The organism is Streptantibioticus cattleyicolor NRRL 8057 = DSM 46488 (assembly GCF_000240165.1).
GTDB lineage: Bacteria > Actinomycetota > Actinomycetes > Streptomycetales > Streptomycetaceae > Streptantibioticus > Streptantibioticus cattleyicolor.
The window spans coordinates 5442218-5461926 of record NC_017586.1; the positions used below are offsets into that span (position 1 = coordinate 5442218).

The following is a 19709-nucleotide window of genomic DNA, read 5'->3' on the forward strand; positions in this document are numbered from 1 at the left end:
CGGTGGGCTGATGCCATGAACGCATGGGACGCGGCGGACAGCGGCGATTTCCGGGGCCCCCTCGACGTGCGCGAAGCGGCCACCGTGGTGGTCGACGCGGCCGGCGTGGTCACCGGATGGAGCCCCAGCGCCACGGAACTGCTCGGCCACCCGGCCGACGAGATGCTGGGCCGCCCGCTGCGCGAGCTGCTGGTGGACTCCGCCCCGGCACGCGACGAGACCTGGCCGGACGGCCTCCTCGGCGACGGCACGGTCCGCAGCGGCGCGCTGGAACTGCGCCACCGGGACGGCCGCGCGGTCCGCATCGCCATGGCCGTCTGCCCGCTCGCCGAGTCCGGGCACGGCGCCGCCGCCGTACTCGTCGCCGCCGAGCTGTGCGCGCTGCGCCAGTGGGAGGGCACCCAGGCGATGCTGCGCGGCCTGGCCACCCAGTCGCCGGTCGGGCTGAGCATCTACAACACCGATCTGCGCATCGTGTGGGCCAACGCGGCGGCCTGGCAGGAACTCGGCGGACCGCTGGCCCAATTCGCCGACCAGGGCGCCGACGAACTCTTCCCCGAAGGCCGGGTGATCTCCCCGGAGCACCCGGAGAGCCTGGAGGAGCTGATGCGCCAGGTCCTCGAAGGCGGCGAACCCGTGGTCGACCTGCACTACCGGGGGCGCACCCCGGCCGACCCGGAGCACGAGTGCGTCTGGTCCTGCTCGTACTACCGGCTGCTGGACGCCCGGGGCGAACCGCTCGGGGTGTGCGAGGAGTCCGTCGACATCACCGACCGCTACCGGGCCCAGCAGCGGCTCGGGCTGCTGGTGCGCGCCGGGGCCCGGATCGGCAACTCCCTGGAAGTGGCCGACACCGCCCGGGAGCTGGCCGCGGTGTGCGTACCGCAGTTCGCCGACAGCGTGCTCGTGGAGGTGGTCGAGCCGGTGCTGGACGGCCGGGAACCCGGACCCGGCGGGGCGGCCGGCCGGCGGCTGGTCCGGATCGAGGAGCCCGGCCGCGCCGGACCCGGTACCCCGCGCACCCCGGTGGACTACCCGCCCTCCTCCCCGCAGGCCCGCAGCCTCGCCTCCGGCCGGGCCATCATGGACCCCCCGGTGCGCACCGCGCCCCCCGGCGACCCGGCCGGCGGCGCCCGGCTCTACGTGCCGTTGCGCGCCCGCGGCTCCACCATGGGGCTGGTCACCTGGTGCCGGGAACGCGAACGCGACCCGTTCGACGTCGGTGAGCTGGCGCTCGCCGACGAACTCGCCGCCCGCACCGCCGTCTGCTTCGACAACGCCCGCCGCTACACCCGCGAACACGCCGCCGCCCTCACCCTCCAGCGCAACCTGCTGCCCCGGCACGTGCCCTGCCGCACCGCGGTCGAGGTGGCCCACCGTTACCTGCCCGCCGACAGCCGGTTCGGGGTGGGCGGCGACTGGTTCGACGTGATCCCGCTGTCCAGCACCCGGGTCGGGCTGGTCGTCGGCGATGTGGTCGGCCACGGCCTCCAGGCGGCGGCCACCATGGGCCGGCTGCGCACCACGGTCCGGGCGCTGGCCCAACTCGACCTGGCGCCCGACGAGTTGCTGTCCCGCCTCGACGACCAGATCCAGCAGACCGACGCCCCCGGCGGCCCGGACGACGCCGCCGAGGAGGCCGAACCGGCCGGCATGACGTTGCTGTACGCCGTCTACGACCCGGTCTCCGGACGCTGCTGCCTGGCCCGGGCCGGCCATCCGCTGCCCGCCGTGGTGGACCCGGAGGGCAAGGTCACCTTCCCTGAACTCCCCGCCGGACCACCGCTCGGCCTGGGCGGGCTGCCCTTCGAGACCGCCACCGTGCACCTGCCCGAAGGCAGCCTGCTGGCGCTCTTCACCGACGGCCTGGTGCAGGCCCACGAACGCGACCCGGACATCGGCCTCGGCCGCCTGGCCGCCGTCCTGGCCGACAACCGGCGCCCGCTGGAGGAGTTGTGCGACGAGGCGCTGGCCATCCTGCCGGCTGGCCCGCCCCGGGACGACGCCGCGCTGCTGCTGGTGCGCACCCGCGCGCTCGACCCGGAGCGGATCGCCGAGTGCGAGCTGGCCACCCGGCCCGCCGCGGTGCAGGACGCCCGTGCCTTCGCCGGCGAGCGGCTGCGCCACTGGGGCCTGGACGACCTGGTCTTCACCACCGAACTCGTCGTCAGCGAACTGGTCACCAACGCCATCCGGCACGCGGTCGGCCCGGTGCGGCTGCGGCTGATCCGCGAGTCCGCGCTGATCTGCGAGGTCTCCGACGGCGGCCACACCTCCCCGCACCTGCGGCACGCCGCCACCGACGAGGAGGGCGGGCGCGGGCTCTTCCTGGTCGCCCAGCTCACCCAGCGCTGGGGCACCCGCTACACCGCCACGGGCAAGACCATCTGGACCGAACAGGCCCTCCCCGAGCGGGAGTTCCGCAGCCGCCACGCTGCCTGACGTAGCGTTAGGTAAACGTTACGGCAGGTGTTGGCGAGGAAGCTCCGGCCAGTCTTGACGGCGGCGGTCACGGCCGCTTTGCTGTGCGTGATCACACAGGTCCATTGCTGTGACGCCGTACCACACCGGCCACTTGCGTGTCGCCGGAGGAGCACCTGCCGAGCGGACGCCCCGACCAGGCATCCGGAGGGGACGTACGCCGTGGAGGAAGCCCGCACATGACGCCTCCACCGCCCTGGCGCCGGATGCGTCACGCGGACGGCCCGGCCCTCGACCCCGCCCTGGACGACACCCCGCTGGCCACCGTGCGCGACGCGCTGGCCCGGGGCCGCTGGGCCGAGGTACGCGCCCTGCTCGCCGAGACCGGCGAGGACTGGGACCGCCGCGGCCACCGCCTGGTGGTGCTCGGCGAAGGCAACGCCAGCGCGGTGTGGGCCCGCGAATGGCAACTGGCCGAACCGGACAGCCCGGACGCCGCCGCGCTGCTCGCCTGCGCCACCGTCTTCCAGGCCGTCCGCGGCAAGGAGACCCCCGACACCGCCCGCCGCCACTGCCTCACCGCCGCCACGCTCGCCCCCGCCGACCCCTCACCCTGGCTCGGCCTGCTCATCCTCGCCCGCCGCACCGGCACCGACGACGAACGCGCCCGCGCCTTCGACCAGGTCCGCGCCCGCCACCGGGAACACCACCACGCCCACCACCTGATGGCCGCCTGCCTCGCCGAACACCACGAGGCCCACGACGACCCGCTGCACGAGGTCTACGACTTCGCCGCCTGGGCCGCCGAACAGGCCCCCGCCGACTCGCCGTTGGCCGTCCTGCCGGTGGTCGCCCACGCCGAGCGCTACCGGGTCCTCGCCCGGGCCGGCGCCGCCGCCGGCGACCCGGCGGCCTCCGGGCACTGGACCACCCGTCGCGCCCGCCAGGTGATGAAGGCAGCCTTCGACTGGTGGCTCGAATGGGGCGGCGAGGACCACCACCACCCCCGGCACAAGGTGGACCTCAACTACCTCGCCCACGCCAAGTACCACGCCGGCCGGCTCGCCGAGGCCGCCACCCTGATCACCCGCATCGGCCCGCACGTCACCCATGCCCCCTGGAGCTACCCGGACCGGGACCCGGCCGCCGAGTTCCGCGCCGCGGCCGACGCGGCCCTCGGCCCCGGCTGACCGGCGGCCCACCCACCCGGCACGCCGCCCCCGTTCCGACCGACCCGGAAGGACCAGCCCATGCTGACCGGCAGTACCAGCGAGATCAGCACCTACCTCGGCCAGGGAAGGCGGCTGCGCGCCGACCGGATCGGGCTGGCCGGACTCCTGCTGTCGGTGCTCGCCGCCAGCGCCCCGCTGATGGTGGTGGCCGGCGTCATGCCCACCACCTACGGCGTGATGGGCATCGTCGGCCAGCCGCTGCTCTTCGTCATCCTCGGCGTCGTCCTCGTCCTGTTCAGCTTCGGCTACGCGGAGATGAGCCGGCACGTGCACAACGCCGGTGCCTTCTACGCCTACATCGCCCGCGGCCTGGGCGGCACCGCGGGCGCCGGCGCCTCGGTGGTGGCCCTGGTCGCCTACAGCGCCATGCAGGTGGGCATCTACGGCATCTTCGGCTTCGAGATCTCCACCCTGCTCGCCGAGCACCTGCACACCACCCTCCCGTGGTGGGTGCCGGCGCTGGCCGCGGTCGCCGGCACCGGGGTGCTCGGCTGGCTCAAGATCGACATCAACGCCAAGGTGCTCGGCGCGCTGCTGCTGATCGAGGTGGCGCTGGTGGCCGTCTTCGACGCCGGCTGGCTGGCCTCGCCCGGACCTCAGGGCCTCTCCCTGCACGCCTTCGACCCCGCCACCCTCGGCGGCGCCGGCCTGGGCACCGCGCTCTGCTTCGCCATCGCCGCCTTCGTCGGCTTCGAGCAGGCCCCGGTCTACGCCGAGGAGGCCAGCCGCCCGCAGGTCGTGGTGGCCCGCGCGATGTTCCTCACCGTCACCTTCGTCGCCCTCTTCTTCGCCCTCAGCTCCTGGATCCTCGGCGTGGCGACCGGCCCCGCGCACATCGTCGACGCCGCCCGCAAGCAAGGCTCCGAGCTGCTGTTCACCCTCAGCCACGCCCGGCTCGGGACGGGCTTCACCGACGTGCTGGAACTCTTCCTCGTCACCGGCATCTTCGCCGCCATGCTCAGCTTCCACAACGTGGTCGCCCGCTACGCCTTCGCCATGGGCCGCGAGGGGCTGCTGCCGGCCGCCTTCGGCCGCACCAGCCGCACCTCCGGCGCCCCCGCCTCCGGCTCACTGCTGCAAACGGCCGTCTCCCTCGTGGTGGTCGCCGTCTTCGCGGTCACCGACCACGGCCCGGCCGGCGACCCCACCGCGCCGGTGCTCCACCTGTTCACCTGGATGGGCAACGTCGGCGCGCTCGGCATCATCCTGCTGATGGCCGCCGCCTCCTTCTCCGTCATCGCCTTCTTCACCCGCCGCGGCGCCGCCCGGGCCCAGGCCGCCCGGATCGTCAGCGCCGCGCTCGCCGGGCTCGCCCTGCTGGCCATCACCGTCTTCACCGTCAAGGACTTCGGCGTGCTGCTCGGCGCCGACCCCGGCTCGCCGCTGAGCTGGATCCTGCCCGGCGTCGTCGGCGCGGCCGTCGTCGTCGGCCTCGGCTACGGCCTCGTGCTCAAGGCGGTACGGCCACGGGTGCACGCCCGCATCGGCCTGGGCAACGAGGCGTTCCAGCTCGAACGCGCCGCCGAGGCCGCCGACCGTACCGCCTGACCGCCCCCGCGACCCGTACCCGTACCGGAAGAGCCGACATGACCGACTGCTGCCACCCGCGACCCCAGGCCGGACCGCACACCGCCGCGGCGCGGCCGGCGCCGCACCCGCTCGACCCGCTGACCGCCGAGGAGATCACCGCGGCCCGCCGCGTCCTGGCCGAGGCCGGGAAGGTCACCGACGACACCCGCTTCCCGCTGGTGCTGCTGGACGAGCCCGACCGGCACGCGGTCACCGCCCACCGGGACGGCGACCCGGTCCCGCGCCGACTGCGGGTCACCCTGCTCGACGCGGCCACCGGCGCCGCCGCCGAGGCACTGGTGGACGTCACCGCCTCCGTCCTGCTGAGCCACCGCGACCTCGACCCGGCCGCCGAGGGCCAACCGCCGCTCACCTTCGAGGAGTACGACATCGTCGAGGCCGTGGTCAAGGCCGACCCCGGCTGGCGCAAGGCGATGGCCGACCGCGGCGTCGCCGACCCCGGCCTCGCCATGTGCGCCCCGCTCGCGGCCGGCTGCGCGGACCCGGCCGCCCCGCCCGGCCACCGGGTGCTGCGCTCGCTGACCTGGATGCGCTGCTCGGCCACCGACAACCCGTGGTCCCACCCGGTCGGCGGCCTCGTCGCCGACGTCGACCTGATCGAACGCCGCGTGATCCGGCTGATCGACACCGGCGCCGTACCACTGCCGCCCCGATGCGACCGCTACGAACCGGAGTTCAACGGACCGCCCCGCACCGACCTCGAACCACTGGAGATCCGCCAGCCCGACGGCCCCTCCTTCCACCTCGACGGCAACCAACTGACCTGGCAGGGCTGGCACTTACGCATCGACTTCAACGCCCGCGAGGGACTCGTCCTCCACCAGATCACCCTGCGCGACGGCGACCGCCGACGCTCCGTGCTCCACCGCGCCTCACTCGCCGAGATGGCCGTGGTCTACGGCGACCCCGACCCGGTACGCAACTGGGTCTCCTTCCTGGACGCCGGCGAATACTCCCTCGGCCGCAACGCCAACGCGCTGCGCCTCGGCTGCGACTGCCTCGGCGAGATCCGCTACCTCGACGCCGTCCTCGCCGACGACCACGGCCGCCCGCAGACCCTGCCCAACGCCGTCTGCGTCCACGAAGAAGACATCGGCCTGCTGTGGAAACACACCGACATCTTCAACGACATGCGCGCCGAGTCCCGCCGCGCCCGCCGCCTGGTCGTCTCCTTCATCGCCACCGTCGGCAACTACGACTACGCCTTCTACTGGTACTTCCACCAGGACGGCACCATCGCCTTCGAGGCCAAGTCCACCGGCATCGTGCAGACCAGCGCCGTCGAACCGGGCACCGGCTCGCCCCACGGCACCGAACTCGCCCCCGGCCTCCTCGCCCCCTACCACCAACACCTGTTCTGCGTAAGGCTGGACGCGGCGGTGGACGGCCCCGCCAACACCGTCGAGGAGGTCGACGTCGTACCGCTGCCGGAAGGCCCCGGCAACCCCAACGGCAACGCCTTCACGATCCGCGCCACCCCGATCACCGACTCCGCTCACGCCGGACGCCTCGCCGACCCGCTCGCCGGACGCCGCTGGCGCATCACCAACCCCGCCTCACCCGGCCGCGACGGACAACCCGCCGCCTACACCCTCATCCCCCAACCCGGCCCGGTCCTACTGGCCCGTCCCGGCTCCCCGGTCGCCCGCCGCATGGCCTACGCCACCAAACACCTCTGGATCACCCGCCACCACCCCACCCGCCGCTACCCGGCCGGCGACTACCCCAACCAACACCCCGGCGGCGCGGGACTTCCTCGGTGGACCACCGCCGGCGAACCCCTGGACAACACCCAACTGACCCTGTGGCACACCTTCGGCCCCACCCACCTCCCCCGCCCCGAGGACTGGCCCGTGATGCCGGTCGACCACTGCGGCTTCACCCTGAAGCCCACCGGCTTCTTCGACCGCAACCCGACGCTGGACGTGCCGGCGGAACGCGGTCGCTGAGCGCGGTGCGCCCGCCCCTGGCCTCCGGCTCGTCCGCGGCGTGGACACCCGGTGGGCCAAGGGGGGCGGCGCCGCTTCTCAGGCCGTCAGAAACCCGCGGAACGGCGCGGGGCGAGTGCCGTCACCGTGACAGCTCGGACACGTCACCTCGGTGCCGCCGGAAGGATCGGCAAGAAACCGGGTGCCGCGCCCTTGGCAGGGCCCGCACGACACGCGCGGCGTGGTGGCCCGATGCCGGTGGATGGCCTCGACCGTTGCCGCGTACTTCGGATCGACCCAGCCCATGGAATGCCTCCTGTCGTTCCGGCCAGGGTACGGCCCGAGCGTTCTCCTTGCGGGGGTCTCGCGGCTCGGGCATGGGCTCGATCGCGCGCTCTTCGGAGTGCTGGCAATTGGCCGCGACCGGAATGGTGCCGTCCGCCGGGCTGCGCCACAGGTCCGTGTCGATGTCGAACCCCACGCTGCGGATCCGGGCCTGTGTGCGGGACAGGATGTCCGGGTCGTAGAACGTAGGGTCGTACCCGGGCGAGTGGTGGACGAACGGGCCGAAGCGGTCACACAGCGCGGCGTACAGGCGGGTGTGGAGGATCAGAGCGTGCCATCCCTCGTCCACGACGCGGCTGGGCGCCAGGGGGACGCCGGGGAAGTTGGCGGCGGCTACGACGAATTTGATCCCCTCGGTGACGATGCGGCCGGCCATGTCCTCGGTCATGCCGGGGTTGTTGCCGAGCGCGGTCGCGCGGACGGCGTCGAACTCCCGCTCAGTGAGGATGTTGCGGGCCCCGGCCGGAGCGGCGGCCGTCCCGGGGACGTTCGGTTGTACGCTCATTCCGATCTCCTTCGGAGGTTGCCGCTCCGGTGCCGCGGATCCTTGACAGATGTGGCGGCACCGGAGCGGGTGCGATACGGACGTGCTGAGCCCGGTCCAGTCATGCGGGTGCGGGCCCGGTACGGACGCTGAGGTCCACCTGCGCAAGGAATCCCCAGCGCCGTACGGCAGTTGGCTCAGTCAGGACGTTTGATCGGGACGGCTCGCGGTGCTGGCGGGAAGGCCCATGCCATCCCCGGGCGCGTCCGCGGGATCCCGTCCTTGAAGGGAAGATCCGTGAGTGGGATCAGCCCCAGCTCGGTTCGGCAGTCGAGGCAGGCGTAGTAGGACGGCCCGGTGATCGTCGCCCCCTGCTCGAAGCCGACGAGAACGAGGTCCGGCCCCGGGCCCCGGTGCCACGAACATACGTTCACCCGGTCCACCCGCCCGTAAGCGGGACGCCGAGTGCGTCCCTCCCCGGGGCGGGGAGGTGCCGCGGCACCCCAGTCGGATTGCTCACCGACTTCCGGTGGTCGTCCGGCGTGACGCGTTCACCGAAACATGTCTCCACCCGTGCACCGAGCCCCACGAGCCGCCGCACGAGGATGTCACGCTTCGCCCGGTCGTTGCTGATCCGGTCCCAGTCGAGAACTAGGCACACGCGGACGCGTTCCTTGTCGGCCGCCGCGATGGCGCGCATCAGCCGCTCGAAGTTGGGACGTTGGTTGAGCAGCAACGCCGCGTCGCCGGTGTCCACGAACCAGCCGCCGACGTCCCAGCCTTGGTCGTCGGCGTAGGCGGCGCAGGTTCTGGCCCGCATGGTGAGCAGGGCCTTGTTGCCGGCCAAGTGCCGGTCGTAGACGAACGCCAGGGGCGGTGCGGTTGCTCTGATCGTCATGGGCGGCTCCATGGACGCTGCGTGTTGTGTTGGTCACAGCGTGCCGATGGGGCGGGAGGGCGAGTTTCACCGAACGGTGCAACTCCCCACCATCAAACCGTGCTAGACCCCCACCCACTCCGCGTAGTGCGCCAACGAACTGCTGCGGATCCGCTCACGCCGCTTCAGCATCAGTACCGTCTCGCGCACCGTCGGGTGATATCTGGTCTGCTGAGGCGCGATCTTGCGCGCTCGCAGCAGGCAGGCCAACGCTTTGTCCGGATGCCCGGCCCACGCGTGCACCCGTCCCAGGTCCATCCAGTGATGCCCGGACCTGGACCTCGACCAGCCGGCCGGGATCCGTACGTTCTCCGCCAGGCGGATCGCCTGGTCCCATTGTTCCAACTCGGAGGCGATCGCCACCGCGTGCACGCCCACGTTCGGTGTGCCCCAGGTCAGTCCGTAGTCGGGAAGCTCGCCCGTCCGCTCGGCGATCGCCGCGGCTTCGGCCAGGCGAGCCTGCGCGGAGTCCTGGTCCTTCGCCCGGCCGGAGAGGACCGCGGCCCGCAGATGCAGGCTTCCACGCAGCGCGTCGATGCTTTGCGGCCGACGCGCATCCTGCCCGTCGAGCTCGCGCAGCGCCCGGTCGACCACCCTCAGCCCGACGTCGTACCGGCCCGACGACAGGACCGTCTGCGCCCGCAAATAAGCGTGGATGGCGGCCAGGCCGGGCTCGTCGGCCGGCGGGGCGCAGATGGCGATCCGGTCGAGGGCGACCGTTGCCAGGTCGATGTATCCGAAGCTCCAGGCCAGGGTGAACACGCAGCGGAACGCCCCGGCCAGGCACTCGTGTGCCAGCCTGCGCGCTTCGCCGTCGGTGGTGTGGACGGCGTGCACGGTCTCATCGATCAGGGCGGGCAGATCACGGGCCATGGGTACGTAATCGGCCTCACGGCGCTGATCGAGGGCGCGTTGGATGTCCGCGCGGATGAGGGGGACCGGCCGAGGCGGCGTGTCCCAATCCAGGGGAACGTCCCAGTTCTCCATGCCGATACGGATGGGTTGAACAAGGTCGTCCATGCGGTCACGGCGCAGTTCCTCGACGTAGGGCTGGCCCAGGAGGTCGGAGGTGGTGACGCTCAGGGCCCGCGCACATGCAGCGATCAGCGCGGGGGAGGCGGGCTTGTGCCCGGCCTCGACCTTGGAGAGCAGGGATTTCGAGATGTGGGCGCGCATCGCCAGGCCTTGTTGCGTGAGACCTCGCTGCTTGCGGTAGCGCGCCAGCCGTGCGCCAGTGTGCTCGTCAGCGTGCTGCGGCATGCTGGTTCTCCGTTCCGGCCTTCGACACACAGAACCGTACCCCCGCCCGCCAGCCATGACGCTCACGGGACGTAGACGCCCGCCCCCCGCCCCGCGGGCGCGGTCAGCGCAGGGCGCGGGCCCGGCGGCGTTCGCGCCACAGGACGCGCAGGGCGCCGGGCAGGGGCGGGCTCGCGGAGCCGCTCAGCAGGGCGGGGCCCTTGGCTTCGGCGGCGTCGGCGGTGAGGAGTTCGACGTCGATCAGGGCGGAGACCAGGGGCCGGCCGCCGGGTACGGCGAGGGTGGTGAGGGGACGGGCGGAGCGCAGGGTGGTGCGGGCCTGCTCCAGCAGATGGCGCAACAGCTCGCGTACCGCGGGGAGGTCGCGGCCGGCGGCCAGGTCCTCGGGGGTGACCGAGAAGCGCTGAAGGGTCTCGCGCGGTACGGCGAGGCGGCCGGCCCGCAGGTCTTCGGCGAGGTCGTTGACGAAGTCCAGGCGCTGGCTGCCGTCGATGTAGGTGCGGCAGGCGGCGCGGTAGCCGTCCGGGTCGTCCTCGGGCGCCAGCAGGCAGGCCACCAGCATGAAGGCGGGGAGCGAGTAGGCGTCGACGTACGCCTGGTAGTCCGCCTCGGTGTCGAAACCGGCGAACTCCAGTTCAGCGGTGGCCGTTTGGAGATAGTGTTCGACGTGGTCGCGCAGCCGGGGATGGGCCGCCACGGTGGCCAGCAGGGTGCGGATCAGCGGGTCGGCGCTCTCCCCGGTGGCCAGCGCGGCCCGCACCTGGTCGCGCCAGGCCGCGTAGGCGGCGGGACGTTCCTGCGGCGGGCCGCTGTCCAGCAGGTTGTCGCCGTGGTGCATGAAGGCGGTGGCGGCGATGACGTGGGGCACCAGCGCCCTGGGCAGCAGCAGCCGCGCGGCCAGGTACGAGGTACGGCGGAACCGGGCGACCACTTGGCGCTGTGCGCCGAAGTCGGAACGGATGCCGGGGTCACGAAGGCCGGCGGCGTCGAGAGCCTGGTTCCACGCGTTCATGGGGATGATCGTAGGGTGTGCGGGCCCTGGGGGTTCCGACGGGACCATCGGTGGGGAGTGACGGATGCGGCAAGCTGTCGTACTGGGGTCGAGCATCGCGGGACTGCTGGCGGCACGGGTGCTGGCCGAACACACCGAGGACGTGGCGGTCCTCGAACCGGATGACATGGCGGCGGACGGCGCGTTGCGTCCCGGCGCACCGCAGGGCGTCCAGCTCCACGTCCTGCTCGACATGGGGCGTATACAACTGGAGCGATGGTTCCCGGGGCTCACCGCCGCGCTGGTGGCCGACGGCGCCGTCCACGCCCAGGGCACCGAATTTCACTCGTACGTGGACGGGGCGCTCAAGGTACCGGTGCCCGGCCACGAGATGATCGGCGCCACCCGCCCCTTCATCGAGCACCGGATCCGCCGCCGCGTGCTGGCGCTGCCCAACGTCCGTACCGTGCGCGGCCGGGCCGACCGGCTCGTCCTCACCGGCGGCCGGGTCACCGGCGTCGGCTACCGCACCGCCGACGGCGGCCGGGCGGAACTCACCGCCGACTTCGTGGTGGACGCCACCGGCCGGGCCAGCCGGCTCGGCGCCTGGCTCACCGAGGCGGGGTGGCCGGCCCCGCCGGTGCGGCGCATGCCGATCGACCTGGGGTACGCCACCGCGTACTTCCGCCGCGGCGCCGAACTCCCCGGCGTCAAGATCGCCGCCTCCGTGGTCAGCCCGCCGCGCCCGGGCGAGGCGCAGCGGGACGGCAACGCCATGGCCGAGGTGGAGGGCGGCCGGTGGATGGTGATGATCGGCGCCTACGCGGACGGCCGGCCCGGCAAGGACCCCGACGAGTTCCGCGACCGCCTCGCGCGGGCCGCCGCGGCGCCGTTCCGCACGGTCGCCGCCGAGTGCGAGATGCTCGGCGACGTGGCGGTGCACCGGACCCCGGACAGCCGCCGCCGGGAGTTCACCGCGCTGGACCGCTTCCCCGGCGGGCTGGTGGCGGCCGGGGACGCGGTGGCCGCCTTCAACCCCGTCTACGGGCAGGGGATGTCCTCGGCGGCGCTGCACGCCTCCTGCCTGTCGGCGTACCTGCGCTCGGGGGCGGCGCCCGGGGAGCCGGCCCTGGGGTACTTCCGGCGGATACGGGTGGTGGTGGACGCCGCCTGGTCGCTGTCCACCCTCGGCGACCTCGCCCAGCCGCACGTGCCCGGCCCCTACCCGCCCGGCTACCGGATCAGCCAGTGGTACAGCACCCTGCTGGTCCGGGCCACCGTCACCGACCAGGAGACGCACCGCCGCTTCCTGGACGTGGTGAACATGCGCGCCCACCCGAGGCTGCTCTCCCGGCCCGACACGGTGTGGCGGGTGGCCAGAGCGCTGTGGTCCGCGCCGAACTGACGATACGTCAGCTCTGGACGGCCGGGCCGGTCTCGTTGCGCCGCTCGGCCAGCACCTCCCGTACCAGCGGATGGCCGAGCGCCCGCGCCACCCGTACCAGATGGGCGCGTTCGCGCTCCGGGGCCACGTCGGCGGGGCGCGGCGTGGCCCGGTAGCCGGGCGGTTCGCCCCGCCCCTTGCGTTCGACGGCGTCCAGCAGCATGGCCGCCGACGCCAGCGCCCGCACCTCCTCGGGCGGCAACCGGCGCCGCCGGCCCGCCTCTTCGGCCACCACCGCCAGCCGCGGGTTCATCCACGGGGACAACGCCCGCTCCGCGTCGCAGATGTCGGCCAGCCGCCGCAGCAGCAGCCACGCCCCGGCGCTCAGCAGCGACCAGCGCTCCACCAGCCGGCCGGGCGGGGCGAGCGCCACCGTGCGTTCCGCGCCGCCCACCGCCGTCTCCCACAGCACCCGCAGCCGCCGGTAGTCACGGCGGTCCCGCCACCAGGTCTGCACCGTGGAGCCGGACATCCCCCAGTTGAGGATGACCGCCCCCACCGTCCCGGACAGCGAGCCCACGTCCGTCAGCACGTCCAGTTGGTGGTGGCCGGCCGCCGCGCAGGCCAGCGACGGGCCGGCGAAGACCACGTACCCGAAGATGAAGAGCGAGGCCACGCTGATGTGTCGCAGCCCCCTGCGCAGCCGGGGGTTGTCGGTACGGGCGCCCCGGCGGCACTCCCAGGCGGCGGAGAGCATCGAGTACGACAGCCCGGCCATGAAGACCACCAGGAAGACGACGGTGTCCGGGTCGTCGGCGTGGCTGACGTTGAACGCCAGCGGCCGTTCCGGACCGCCGCCCCGGGTGCGCCAGAACGCCGCCCACATCGCCGCCAGGATCACCGCGTAGCTGACCAGGTGGACCACGATGCGCACCCGGGGCACCGGGGTGTGCCCGACCTCGGCGGCCCAGACCACCGCCAGCATGTGGCCGTGGGCGCCGTACAGCACGATGCACGAGTAGACGATCAGCGAGGCGAAGCCGATGCGCCCGGCCGCGCCGTCCAGCGTCCGGTAGACCACCGGGGCCTGCACGAAGAACGCGGAGACCCCGGTGATCAGGGAGGAGGTGATCACCAGCACCGAGAGCGAGAAGCCACGGCGCAGCGCGGCCACCTTGATCCCGGCGCTGGCGATGCCGAGGACGGCGATCACCAGGTAGAGCACGTCGGCCGTCCGCTCAGACACCTGGCCTCCGGTTCTCCAGCGCCCAGGTGTAGGCGCCGGTGGCGGCCCGGCCCGGGGTCAGGTCGAGCATCTGCATCAGCTCGGTGCCCCCGATCTCGGCCAGGCGCTCCACCGCGTCGTGGTCCTCCGCGCCGGCCAGGCAGCGGCCGAGCAGCACCATCTCCACCATGTCCGCCCCGAGGCCGGGCATGAGGGCCCGGGCGGTCTCCTGGTCGATCGGGCCGTCGTCGGGCGGCGCGTCGTCGTGGAGCAGATGGAACAACTCATGGCAGACGATGACGATCTGGAGGAACGGCGGCGCGGTCTCGTCGACCACGATGACGTCCCGGTCGGGCTGGACCGCGCAGAACCCGGTGACCCGGGGGGCGAGTCTGCGCCGGACGATCTCGATCGGCTTGCCGCTCCGGGCCGCGCCGACCGCGTCGACGAGGTCGGCGAGCGTGAGCGGGCGGCCCTGGGGGAGGGCGAGTTTCTCGCGTATGTACTTACGGGCTCGGCGCCGGTCGCTGCTGATGCCCATCAGTCCCCTCCTGTAGCGCGTCACATGGCCCGGTCGGTTCGCAGCGGCGTTGACGCCGATCGTAGTGGCCGTCACTGACAACGCGTGGCCGCGCGGCTGCGCTCCGCCCACCCGGTCCGGAATGTCCCGCCCCGGTGCGGCGTCCGCGCGGGACGCCCGCGCCGGTCCGTGGGCGCCGGTCCGGCGCCCGCGTTCTCCGTCAGCCCGGCCAGCGCTTGTTGAGCACCCGGCCCACCACGCGCTGGACCCGCTCGTCGCGCAGCGCGATCAGCATCCGCAGCGAGTCCTCGATCTCCCGCACCGCGGGCGAGTCGTCCTCCGCGGTCAGGTAGACCTCGGCCACCAGGAAGTGCTGGGCCACCGGACGCACCGGGCCGTGCACGAAGTAGGGCAGGCCGACGTCGAAGAAGTGGGCCAGCGCGGTGGCCACCGGCAGCCCGGGTTCGTTGAGCCCGGCCCGCAGGTTGCCGATGTACTGCCCCGACTTGCCGACCGCCGCGCCCACCTCGCGGTTGGAGTAGGGGCGGCCGGTCGCCGGGGATATCCGCAGGCACAACTGGTCGAGGCGGGCGGCGAAGGCGTCGCCGGCCGGCGGCACCGCCGCGCACATCCGGCGGATCTCCTCCACCGGCACCCCGGCCGCCTCGGCCACCTCCTGGTGTGTCCAGGGGCCGCGGCCGGCCGGGTAGATGTCGGAGAAGAGCAGGTTGAGCCGGCGGGCGAGGCGCTGGGCGGTGCCGATCAGCGGGGCGTCCTCCGGCGCGGTCAGCCACTCCTCGGCCACCCGGAAGTGCCGGGCCACCGCGCCGACCGCCGCCTCGTCGGCCAACTCCGCGCCGGTCAGCAGCCGTTCGACCTCGGCCAGCGGAAGACGGCAGGACTCGGCGACCTCCTGCGGCGTCCAGGGGCCGCGGCCGGCCGGGTGGACGTCGGCGAAGAGGGCGCGCAGCCGACGGGCGATGCGCCGGGCACGCTCGTCGGCGGGCTTGCGCATGCTCATTCGGCGGTCGCTCTCTTCCGGCGGTGCGGGGCCGGCACCGGTCTCCTCCGTGCGTCACGGGCCACCCCGCACGGTATCTGACGACCGGTCATGATCACGCCGGGTGACACTGCGCGCTCCTTGATCTTGGCTCCTACTGTGGCAGCGCCGGTCAGGCTCCGGCAAGAGCCGCAGCACGTCGCGGCCCGTGCGCACCGGCCGGAACTGCTCGCGTGGGCACGGGACTTGGCTGATCAGGGCAACGCGGACGGGTGAAAGTATACTTGACAAGGTATCGGCCCGTGGATCAGGATCGAGCCAACGGCAACTGATGGTCCCCGGTTCGTCACGGAGGCCCTCGGGTGCCTGGTATCGGGGGTAGTCGCAGCTCAAGGCGCACATCCGGTGCGCCTTGAACTGTGGCTCCGACGCATCCCCCGCCCCCGGGGCGCCGCCGTGCGCCCGGCTGGGTGTCGCGCGCCCCTCTCACGCGCTCCTCACCACTCTCCGTTGTCACTCGCGCCCCCTGCGTTCCGTGTCCCTCCCCGGCTCCGGATGAGAGACTGGACAAAAGCGCGCAAAATTGTTATGCGGCATCGTTCGGAAAGGGCAGCGATGGCGGCGCAGACGGACGCGGAGGCCGGGCCGGCCCGCGGGCCCACCGGCCGGCGGCGCGGCGCCCGCTCGTCGTGCGCCCGCCGGGCCGGCGCCCTCGCCCGCCTCCTCACCTCACCCGATCTGGCGACCCTGGTCACCGAGGCGATGTCCGCCGGGCTCACCGACGCGGGGGCCACCGGCGCCGTGCTCTACCTCACCGCGGACGACGCCACCCTGCGCCCCGCCGCCGGCACCGGGGCCGGCGCCAGGGCCACCGCCGAGCCCGAACCGCTCCCCGCCGACGCCCCGCACCCGGCCGCCACCGCCGTCCGCACCCGCCACCCCGCCCACGCCCAGGACCCCGCGCGGTCCTCCTCGGTCGCCTTCCCGCTGCTCACCGACGGACGCTGCCTCGGCGCGCTGCTGATCGTCCGCCCCACCACAGCGCCGCCGGACCAGGACGGGACGGCGGCCATCGAAGCGGTGGCCGCGGTCTGCGCCCACCGGATCGACCGGCTCCTCGCCCCCGAACCCCTCCCCGCCCCCTCGGTCGGACCCGCACTCGACCTCGCGCTGCGCCGGGTCGCCGGCGCCACCCGCGCCGCCCGCCTCGAACTCGCCATGAGCAGCGCCGACATCGGCGCCTTCGACTGGGACATGACCACCGGCTCGGTGCTGTGGGACGAACGGCTGTGCCGCCTGTTCGGCCTGGACCCCAAGGAGTTCGACGAACGCATCGAGACCTTCTTCGAGGCCGTCCACCCCGCCGACCGGCCCCGGGTGGAACGGGCCGTCGCCGACAGCCGGCGCACCGGCGAGTTCGCCGTCGACTACCGCATCGTCCGCCCCGACGGCGTCCTGCGCTGGCTCACCGCCAAGGGCCACGTCCTCGACGACCGCGAGGGCCGGTCCACCCGCATGGTCGGCGTCGCCCAGGACCGCACCGACGAACGCGAACGCCAGCGCCGGGAACGCGAACGCCAGCGCCGCGAGCGGGAACGCCGCGAATTCGTCCTCACCACCACCCGCGCCTTCACCGCCGGCAGCACCACCCGCGACGTGGTCGACACCATGACCGGCATCGTGCTGCCCGCCCTCGGCGCCAGCGCCCTCGCCCTCCACGTCGAACAGCACGGCCGGCTGCGGCTCGCCGGCGCCCGCGGCTACTCCGCCGACGGCATGCGCCGCCTCGGCGAGATCGGCCGGCTCGACGCCACCACCCCGCTGACCGCCGCGCTCGCCTCCGGCCGCCCGCTGTTCATCACCTCCCGCCGCCGCTACCTCGCCGCCTTCCCCGGCACCGGCGCCCTGCCCGAACCACGCCACCACGCCTGGGCCGTGCTGCCGCTCACCGCCGGCCACGCGGTCGTCGGCACCTGTGTCATCTCCTACGACGCGCCACGCCACTTCACCGAGGACGACGAGGCCCAGGCCACCGCGCTCTCCGGGATTTTGGCCCAATCCCTCGCCCGCGCCCGGCTGTCCGACGAACGCCGCCGCCAGATGACCGAGCTGCAACGCATGATGCTGCCCCGTTCGCTCCCCGACCTGCCCGGCCTCGCGGTCGCGGTGCGCTACCTGCCCGGCACCGCGGGGCTCGACGTCGGCGGCGACTGGTACGACATCCTGCCGCTCGCCGACGGCCGGGTCGGGGTGGTCATCGGTGACGTCCAGGGCCACAGCGTCCAGGCCGCCGCCGTGATGGGCCAGGTCCGCACCGCGCTGCGCGCCTACGCCGCCGAGGGCCACGACCCGGCCACGGTGATGTCGCGCACCAACACCATGCTGTGCGCCCTGGACACCGAACTCTTCGCCACCGCCGCCTACGTGGAGATCGACGGCGAGGCCGACCGCGCCCGGGTGGTCCGGGCCGGCCACCCCTACCCGGTGCGCATCCAGGCCGGCGGCGCGGTGGACGAGGTGCAGGCGGCCGGCGGCCTCCCGCTGGGCTGCGAGGCCCGGCAGGAATACCCGGTCCACGAGGTCGAACTGCCGCCCGGCGCGGGGCTGTTGCTCTACACCGACGGCCTGGTGGAGCGCCGTTCCGTCTCCTACGACGCATCCGTCGAGCAGCTGCTGCGGGTGCTCGCCGGCTGGAGCGGCACCGGCTCGCCCGACGACCCGCGCCAGGAGCTGGAACTCCTCGCCGACCACGTCACCGCCGCGGCGGCGTCCATGGCGGAACGCGACGACGTCGCGGTGCTGCTGGTGCGCCGGCACCACCCCGGGGGGTGCCCGCGGCCCGCGGCCGGCCGCCGCGCCGACTGGCGGATCGCCCCCGGCGACCTGCGCGGCGCCCACCGCGCCCGGCACGCCCTCGACCGGGAACTGGCCCACTGGGGCTTGTCCGCCGTCGGCCCGGACGCCGCACTGCTCACCGGTGAACTCCTCGCCAACGCCGTCCAGCACACCGAGGGCCCGGTCGAACTGTGCGCCCGCCACACCCCGGGCACCCTCCGCGTCGACGTCCTCGACCACAGCCACCACCGGCCGCTGCCGCCGCGGCCGGCGGTCGGCAGCGCCTCGCTGCTCGGCCGCGGGCTGCGGGTGGTGGACGCCGTCGCCGACCGCTGGGGGTGGGAGCCGCGCGGGGAACGCAAGTCGGTCTGGTTCGAACTGGGCACCGGGGAGCGGCGCGAGGCCGGCCGGCCGTGATCAGTGCTCGTGGGGCTCGTCGCGGTGGACGGGGCCGTGCGCGTCGGCGCAGTGGCCGCCGTCGCCCCCGTCGGCGTGGCGGGCGCCGGGCGGGATCAGCGCGAGGATCTGCTCGGGGGCGTGGTCGACCTGGAGCGTGGCGTGCGTGATGCCGTACTCCTCACGCAGCACGTCCTCCATGTCGCGGCGCACCGCGTGGCAGTCCTCGTCCGGCTCCACCAGGATGTGCGCGGAGAGCGCGGGCTGGCCGGAGGTGATCTGCCAGACGTGCAGGTCGTGCACCTCGACGACGTTGGGCCGGGAGACCAGGCGGTCGCCGAGCGCGTCCGGGTCGATGCCGGCCGGCGCCGCCTCCAGGAAGATCCGGCCCGACTCGCGCACCAGCCCGGTGCCCGCCTTGAGCATCAGCACCACCACGACCAGCGAGGCGATCGCGTCCGCCCGGGAGAACCCGGTGGTCAGCACCACCAGACCGGCCACCGCGGTGGCGATGAAGCCGTACAGGTCGGTGAGGATGTGCTGGAAGGCGCCCTCGACGTTGAGCGAGGTGCGGTTGGCGCGGGAGATGCACCACGCGGCGGCCACGTTGACCACCACCCCGACGAGCGCGGTCACCAGCACCGGACCGCCGGTGACGGCGGGCGGCGAGATCAGCCGGCGCACCGCCTCGTACCCCAGCCACACCGACAGCAGCAGCAGGGTGATGCCGTTGGCCTGCGCGGAGAGGATCTCGGCGCGTTTGAGGCCGTAGGTGAAGCCGCCGCGGGCGGGGCGGGCGGAGAGCCGCATGGCGACCAGGGCCAGCACGATGGAGGCGGCGTCGGTGAGCATGTGCGCCGCGTCCGACAGCAGCGCGAGCGAGTGGGCCAGCAGCCCGACCACCACTTCGGCCGCCATGTAGACCACGATCAGGGCGAGCGCGATGGTCAGCCAGCGCCGGTCGGCGTCGGCGGCGACCCCGTGCGAGTGGCCGCCGTGCCCGTGATCGTGGTCGTGGGCGGCCCCGTGCTGCTTGCCGTCGGCGTGCGCGTGCCCGTCGCCGTGGTGCGTCTCGGCACTCATCCCGTGTCCGTTCCCCTTCGCCGCAGTGCACCGGCCCGTGCTGTCCGTACCACGGGTACCCGGGCGCCTTCGCGCGCC

14 protein-coding genes are annotated in these 19709 nt (G+C 73.7%); 6 read left to right on the forward strand and 8 right to left on the reverse strand.

Annotated features, from left to right (window positions below):
- Positions 1-15 precede the first annotated feature (15 nt).
- From SCATT_RS23870 to SCATT_RS23885, 4 genes are all read left to right on the forward strand, one after another.
- Positions 16-2442 carry a SpoIIE family protein phosphatase gene (locus tag SCATT_RS23870; RefSeq protein ID WP_014145749.1) on the forward strand — a complete coding sequence of 809 codons (2427 nt, stop codon included), beginning with the start codon at positions 16-18 and terminating at the stop codon, positions 2440-2442.
- Positions 2443-2660: 218 nt separating this feature from the next.
- Positions 2661-3611: a hypothetical protein gene (locus SCATT_RS23875; protein WP_014145750.1), complete on the forward strand. Its 951-nt coding sequence runs from the start codon at positions 2661-2663 to the stop codon at positions 3609-3611.
- Between the two features lie 60 nt (positions 3612-3671).
- Positions 3672-5201 carry an APC family permease gene (locus tag SCATT_RS23880; RefSeq protein WP_014145751.1) on the forward strand — a complete coding sequence of 510 codons (1530 nt, stop codon included), beginning with the start codon at positions 3672-3674 and terminating at the stop codon, positions 5199-5201.
- A 38-nt stretch (positions 5202-5239) separates the two neighbouring features.
- Positions 5240-7192 carry a primary-amine oxidase gene (locus SCATT_RS23885; protein WP_014145752.1) on the forward strand — a complete coding sequence of 651 codons (1953 nt, stop codon included), beginning with the start codon at positions 5240-5242 and terminating at the stop codon, positions 7190-7192.
- Between the two features lie 121 nt (positions 7193-7313).
- On the opposite strand, the gene SCATT_RS23890 is transcribed toward SCATT_RS23885, so the two are convergent.
- The 4 genes from SCATT_RS23890 to SCATT_RS23905 all read right to left on the reverse strand — a co-directional run bounded on the left by SCATT_RS23890 (position 7314) and on the right by SCATT_RS23905 (position 11209).
- On the reverse strand, positions 7314-8021 hold the full coding sequence (locus SCATT_RS23890; RefSeq protein WP_014145753.1) for a glycine-rich domain-containing protein: 708 nt from the start codon (positions 8019-8021) through the stop codon (positions 7314-7316).
- Between the two features lie 409 nt (positions 8022-8430).
- The gene (locus SCATT_RS23895; protein ID WP_014145755.1) at positions 8431-8898 is read right to left on the reverse strand and encodes a recombinase family protein; all 468 of its coding nucleotides are present in this window, start codon (positions 8896-8898) and stop codon (positions 8431-8433) included.
- A 102-nt stretch (positions 8899-9000) separates the two neighbouring features.
- On the reverse strand, positions 9001-10197 hold the full coding sequence (locus SCATT_RS23900) for a helix-turn-helix domain-containing protein (protein ID WP_014145756.1): 1197 nt from the start codon (positions 10195-10197) through the stop codon (positions 9001-9003).
- Positions 10198-10300: 103 nt separating this feature from the next.
- Positions 10301-11209: a phytoene/squalene synthase family protein gene (locus SCATT_RS23905; RefSeq protein ID WP_014145757.1), complete on the reverse strand. Its 909-nt coding sequence runs from the start codon at positions 11207-11209 to the stop codon at positions 10301-10303.
- A gap of 64 nt (positions 11210-11273) precedes the next feature.
- On the opposite strand from SCATT_RS23905, the gene SCATT_RS23910 reads away from it, so the two are divergent.
- Positions 11274-12593 carry an NAD(P)/FAD-dependent oxidoreductase gene (locus SCATT_RS23910; protein WP_014145758.1) on the forward strand — a complete coding sequence of 440 codons (1320 nt, stop codon included), beginning with the start codon at positions 11274-11276 and terminating at the stop codon, positions 12591-12593.
- Positions 12594-12600: 7 nt separating this feature from the next.
- Here the strand turns inward: SCATT_RS23910 and SCATT_RS23915 are convergent, their stop codons facing one another.
- From SCATT_RS23915 to SCATT_RS23925, 3 genes are all read right to left on the reverse strand, one after another.
- The gene (locus SCATT_RS23915; RefSeq protein ID WP_014145759.1) at positions 12601-13818 is read right to left on the reverse strand and encodes an MAB_1171c family putative transporter; all 1218 of its coding nucleotides are present in this window, start codon (positions 13816-13818) and stop codon (positions 12601-12603) included.
- Positions 13811-14338: a hypothetical protein gene (locus SCATT_RS23920; RefSeq protein ID WP_014145760.1), complete on the reverse strand. Its 528-nt coding sequence runs from the start codon at positions 14336-14338 to the stop codon at positions 13811-13813. Before SCATT_RS23920 ends, SCATT_RS23915 begins: the two co-directional genes overlap by 8 nt.
- 199 nt (positions 14339-14537) lie before the next feature.
- Entirely contained in the window at positions 14538-15338 is an 801-nt protein-coding gene (locus SCATT_RS23925; RefSeq protein WP_014145761.1) for a helix-turn-helix domain-containing protein, read from the reverse strand.
- A gap of 594 nt (positions 15339-15932) precedes the next feature.
- Between SCATT_RS23925 and SCATT_RS23930 the strand changes: the two genes are divergently transcribed.
- The gene (locus tag SCATT_RS23930) at positions 15933-18569 is read left to right on the forward strand and encodes a SpoIIE family protein phosphatase (protein ID WP_014145762.1); all 2637 of its coding nucleotides are present in this window, start codon (positions 15933-15935) and stop codon (positions 18567-18569) included.
- Here SCATT_RS23930 and SCATT_RS23935 read toward each other — a convergent pair whose 3' ends face one another.
- On the reverse strand, positions 18570-19631 hold the full coding sequence (locus SCATT_RS23935) for a cation diffusion facilitator family transporter (protein ID WP_014145763.1): 1062 nt from the start codon (positions 19629-19631) through the stop codon (positions 18570-18572).
- Positions 19632-19709: the final 78 nt, after the last annotated feature.

Excerpts from the sequence above, each read along its gene's own strand:
- SCATT_RS23905 (WP_014145757.1), bottom strand. The coding sequence starts at position 11,209 with ATGAACGCGTGGAACCAGGCTCTCGACGCCGCCGGCCTTCGTGACCCC.
- SCATT_RS23885 (WP_014145752.1), top strand. The coding sequence starts at position 5,240 with ATGACCGACTGCTGCCACCCGCGACCCCAGGCCGGACCGCACACCGCC.
- SCATT_RS23880 (WP_014145751.1), top strand. The coding sequence starts at position 3,672 with ATGCTGACCGGCAGTACCAGCGAGATCAGCACCTACCTCGGCCAGGGA.
- SCATT_RS23900 (WP_014145756.1), bottom strand. The coding sequence starts at position 10,197 with ATGCCGCAGCACGCTGACGAGCACACTGGCGCACGGCTGGCGCGCTAC.
- SCATT_RS23925 (WP_014145761.1), bottom strand. The coding sequence starts at position 15,338 with ATGAGCATGCGCAAGCCCGCCGACGAGCGTGCCCGGCGCATCGCCCGT.
- SCATT_RS23870 (WP_014145749.1), top strand. The coding sequence starts at position 16 with ATGAACGCATGGGACGCGGCGGACAGCGGCGATTTCCGGGGCCCCCTC.
- SCATT_RS23890 (WP_014145753.1), bottom strand. The coding sequence starts at position 8,021 with ATGAGCGTACAACCGAACGTCCCCGGGACGGCCGCCGCTCCGGCCGGG.
- SCATT_RS23920 (WP_014145760.1), bottom strand. The coding sequence starts at position 14,338 with ATGGGCATCAGCAGCGACCGGCGCCGAGCCCGTAAGTACATACGCGAG.
- SCATT_RS23875 (WP_014145750.1), top strand. The coding sequence starts at position 2,661 with ATGACGCCTCCACCGCCCTGGCGCCGGATGCGTCACGCGGACGGCCCG.
- SCATT_RS23930 (WP_014145762.1), top strand. The coding sequence starts at position 15,933 with ATGGCGGCGCAGACGGACGCGGAGGCCGGGCCGGCCCGCGGGCCCACC.
- SCATT_RS23910 (WP_014145758.1), top strand. The coding sequence starts at position 11,274 with ATGCGGCAAGCTGTCGTACTGGGGTCGAGCATCGCGGGACTGCTGGCG.
- SCATT_RS23895 (WP_014145755.1), bottom strand. The coding sequence starts at position 8,898 with ATGACGATCAGAGCAACCGCACCGCCCCTGGCGTTCGTCTACGACCGG.
- SCATT_RS23935 (WP_014145763.1), bottom strand. The coding sequence starts at position 19,631 with ATGAGTGCCGAGACGCACCACGGCGACGGGCACGCGCACGCCGACGGC.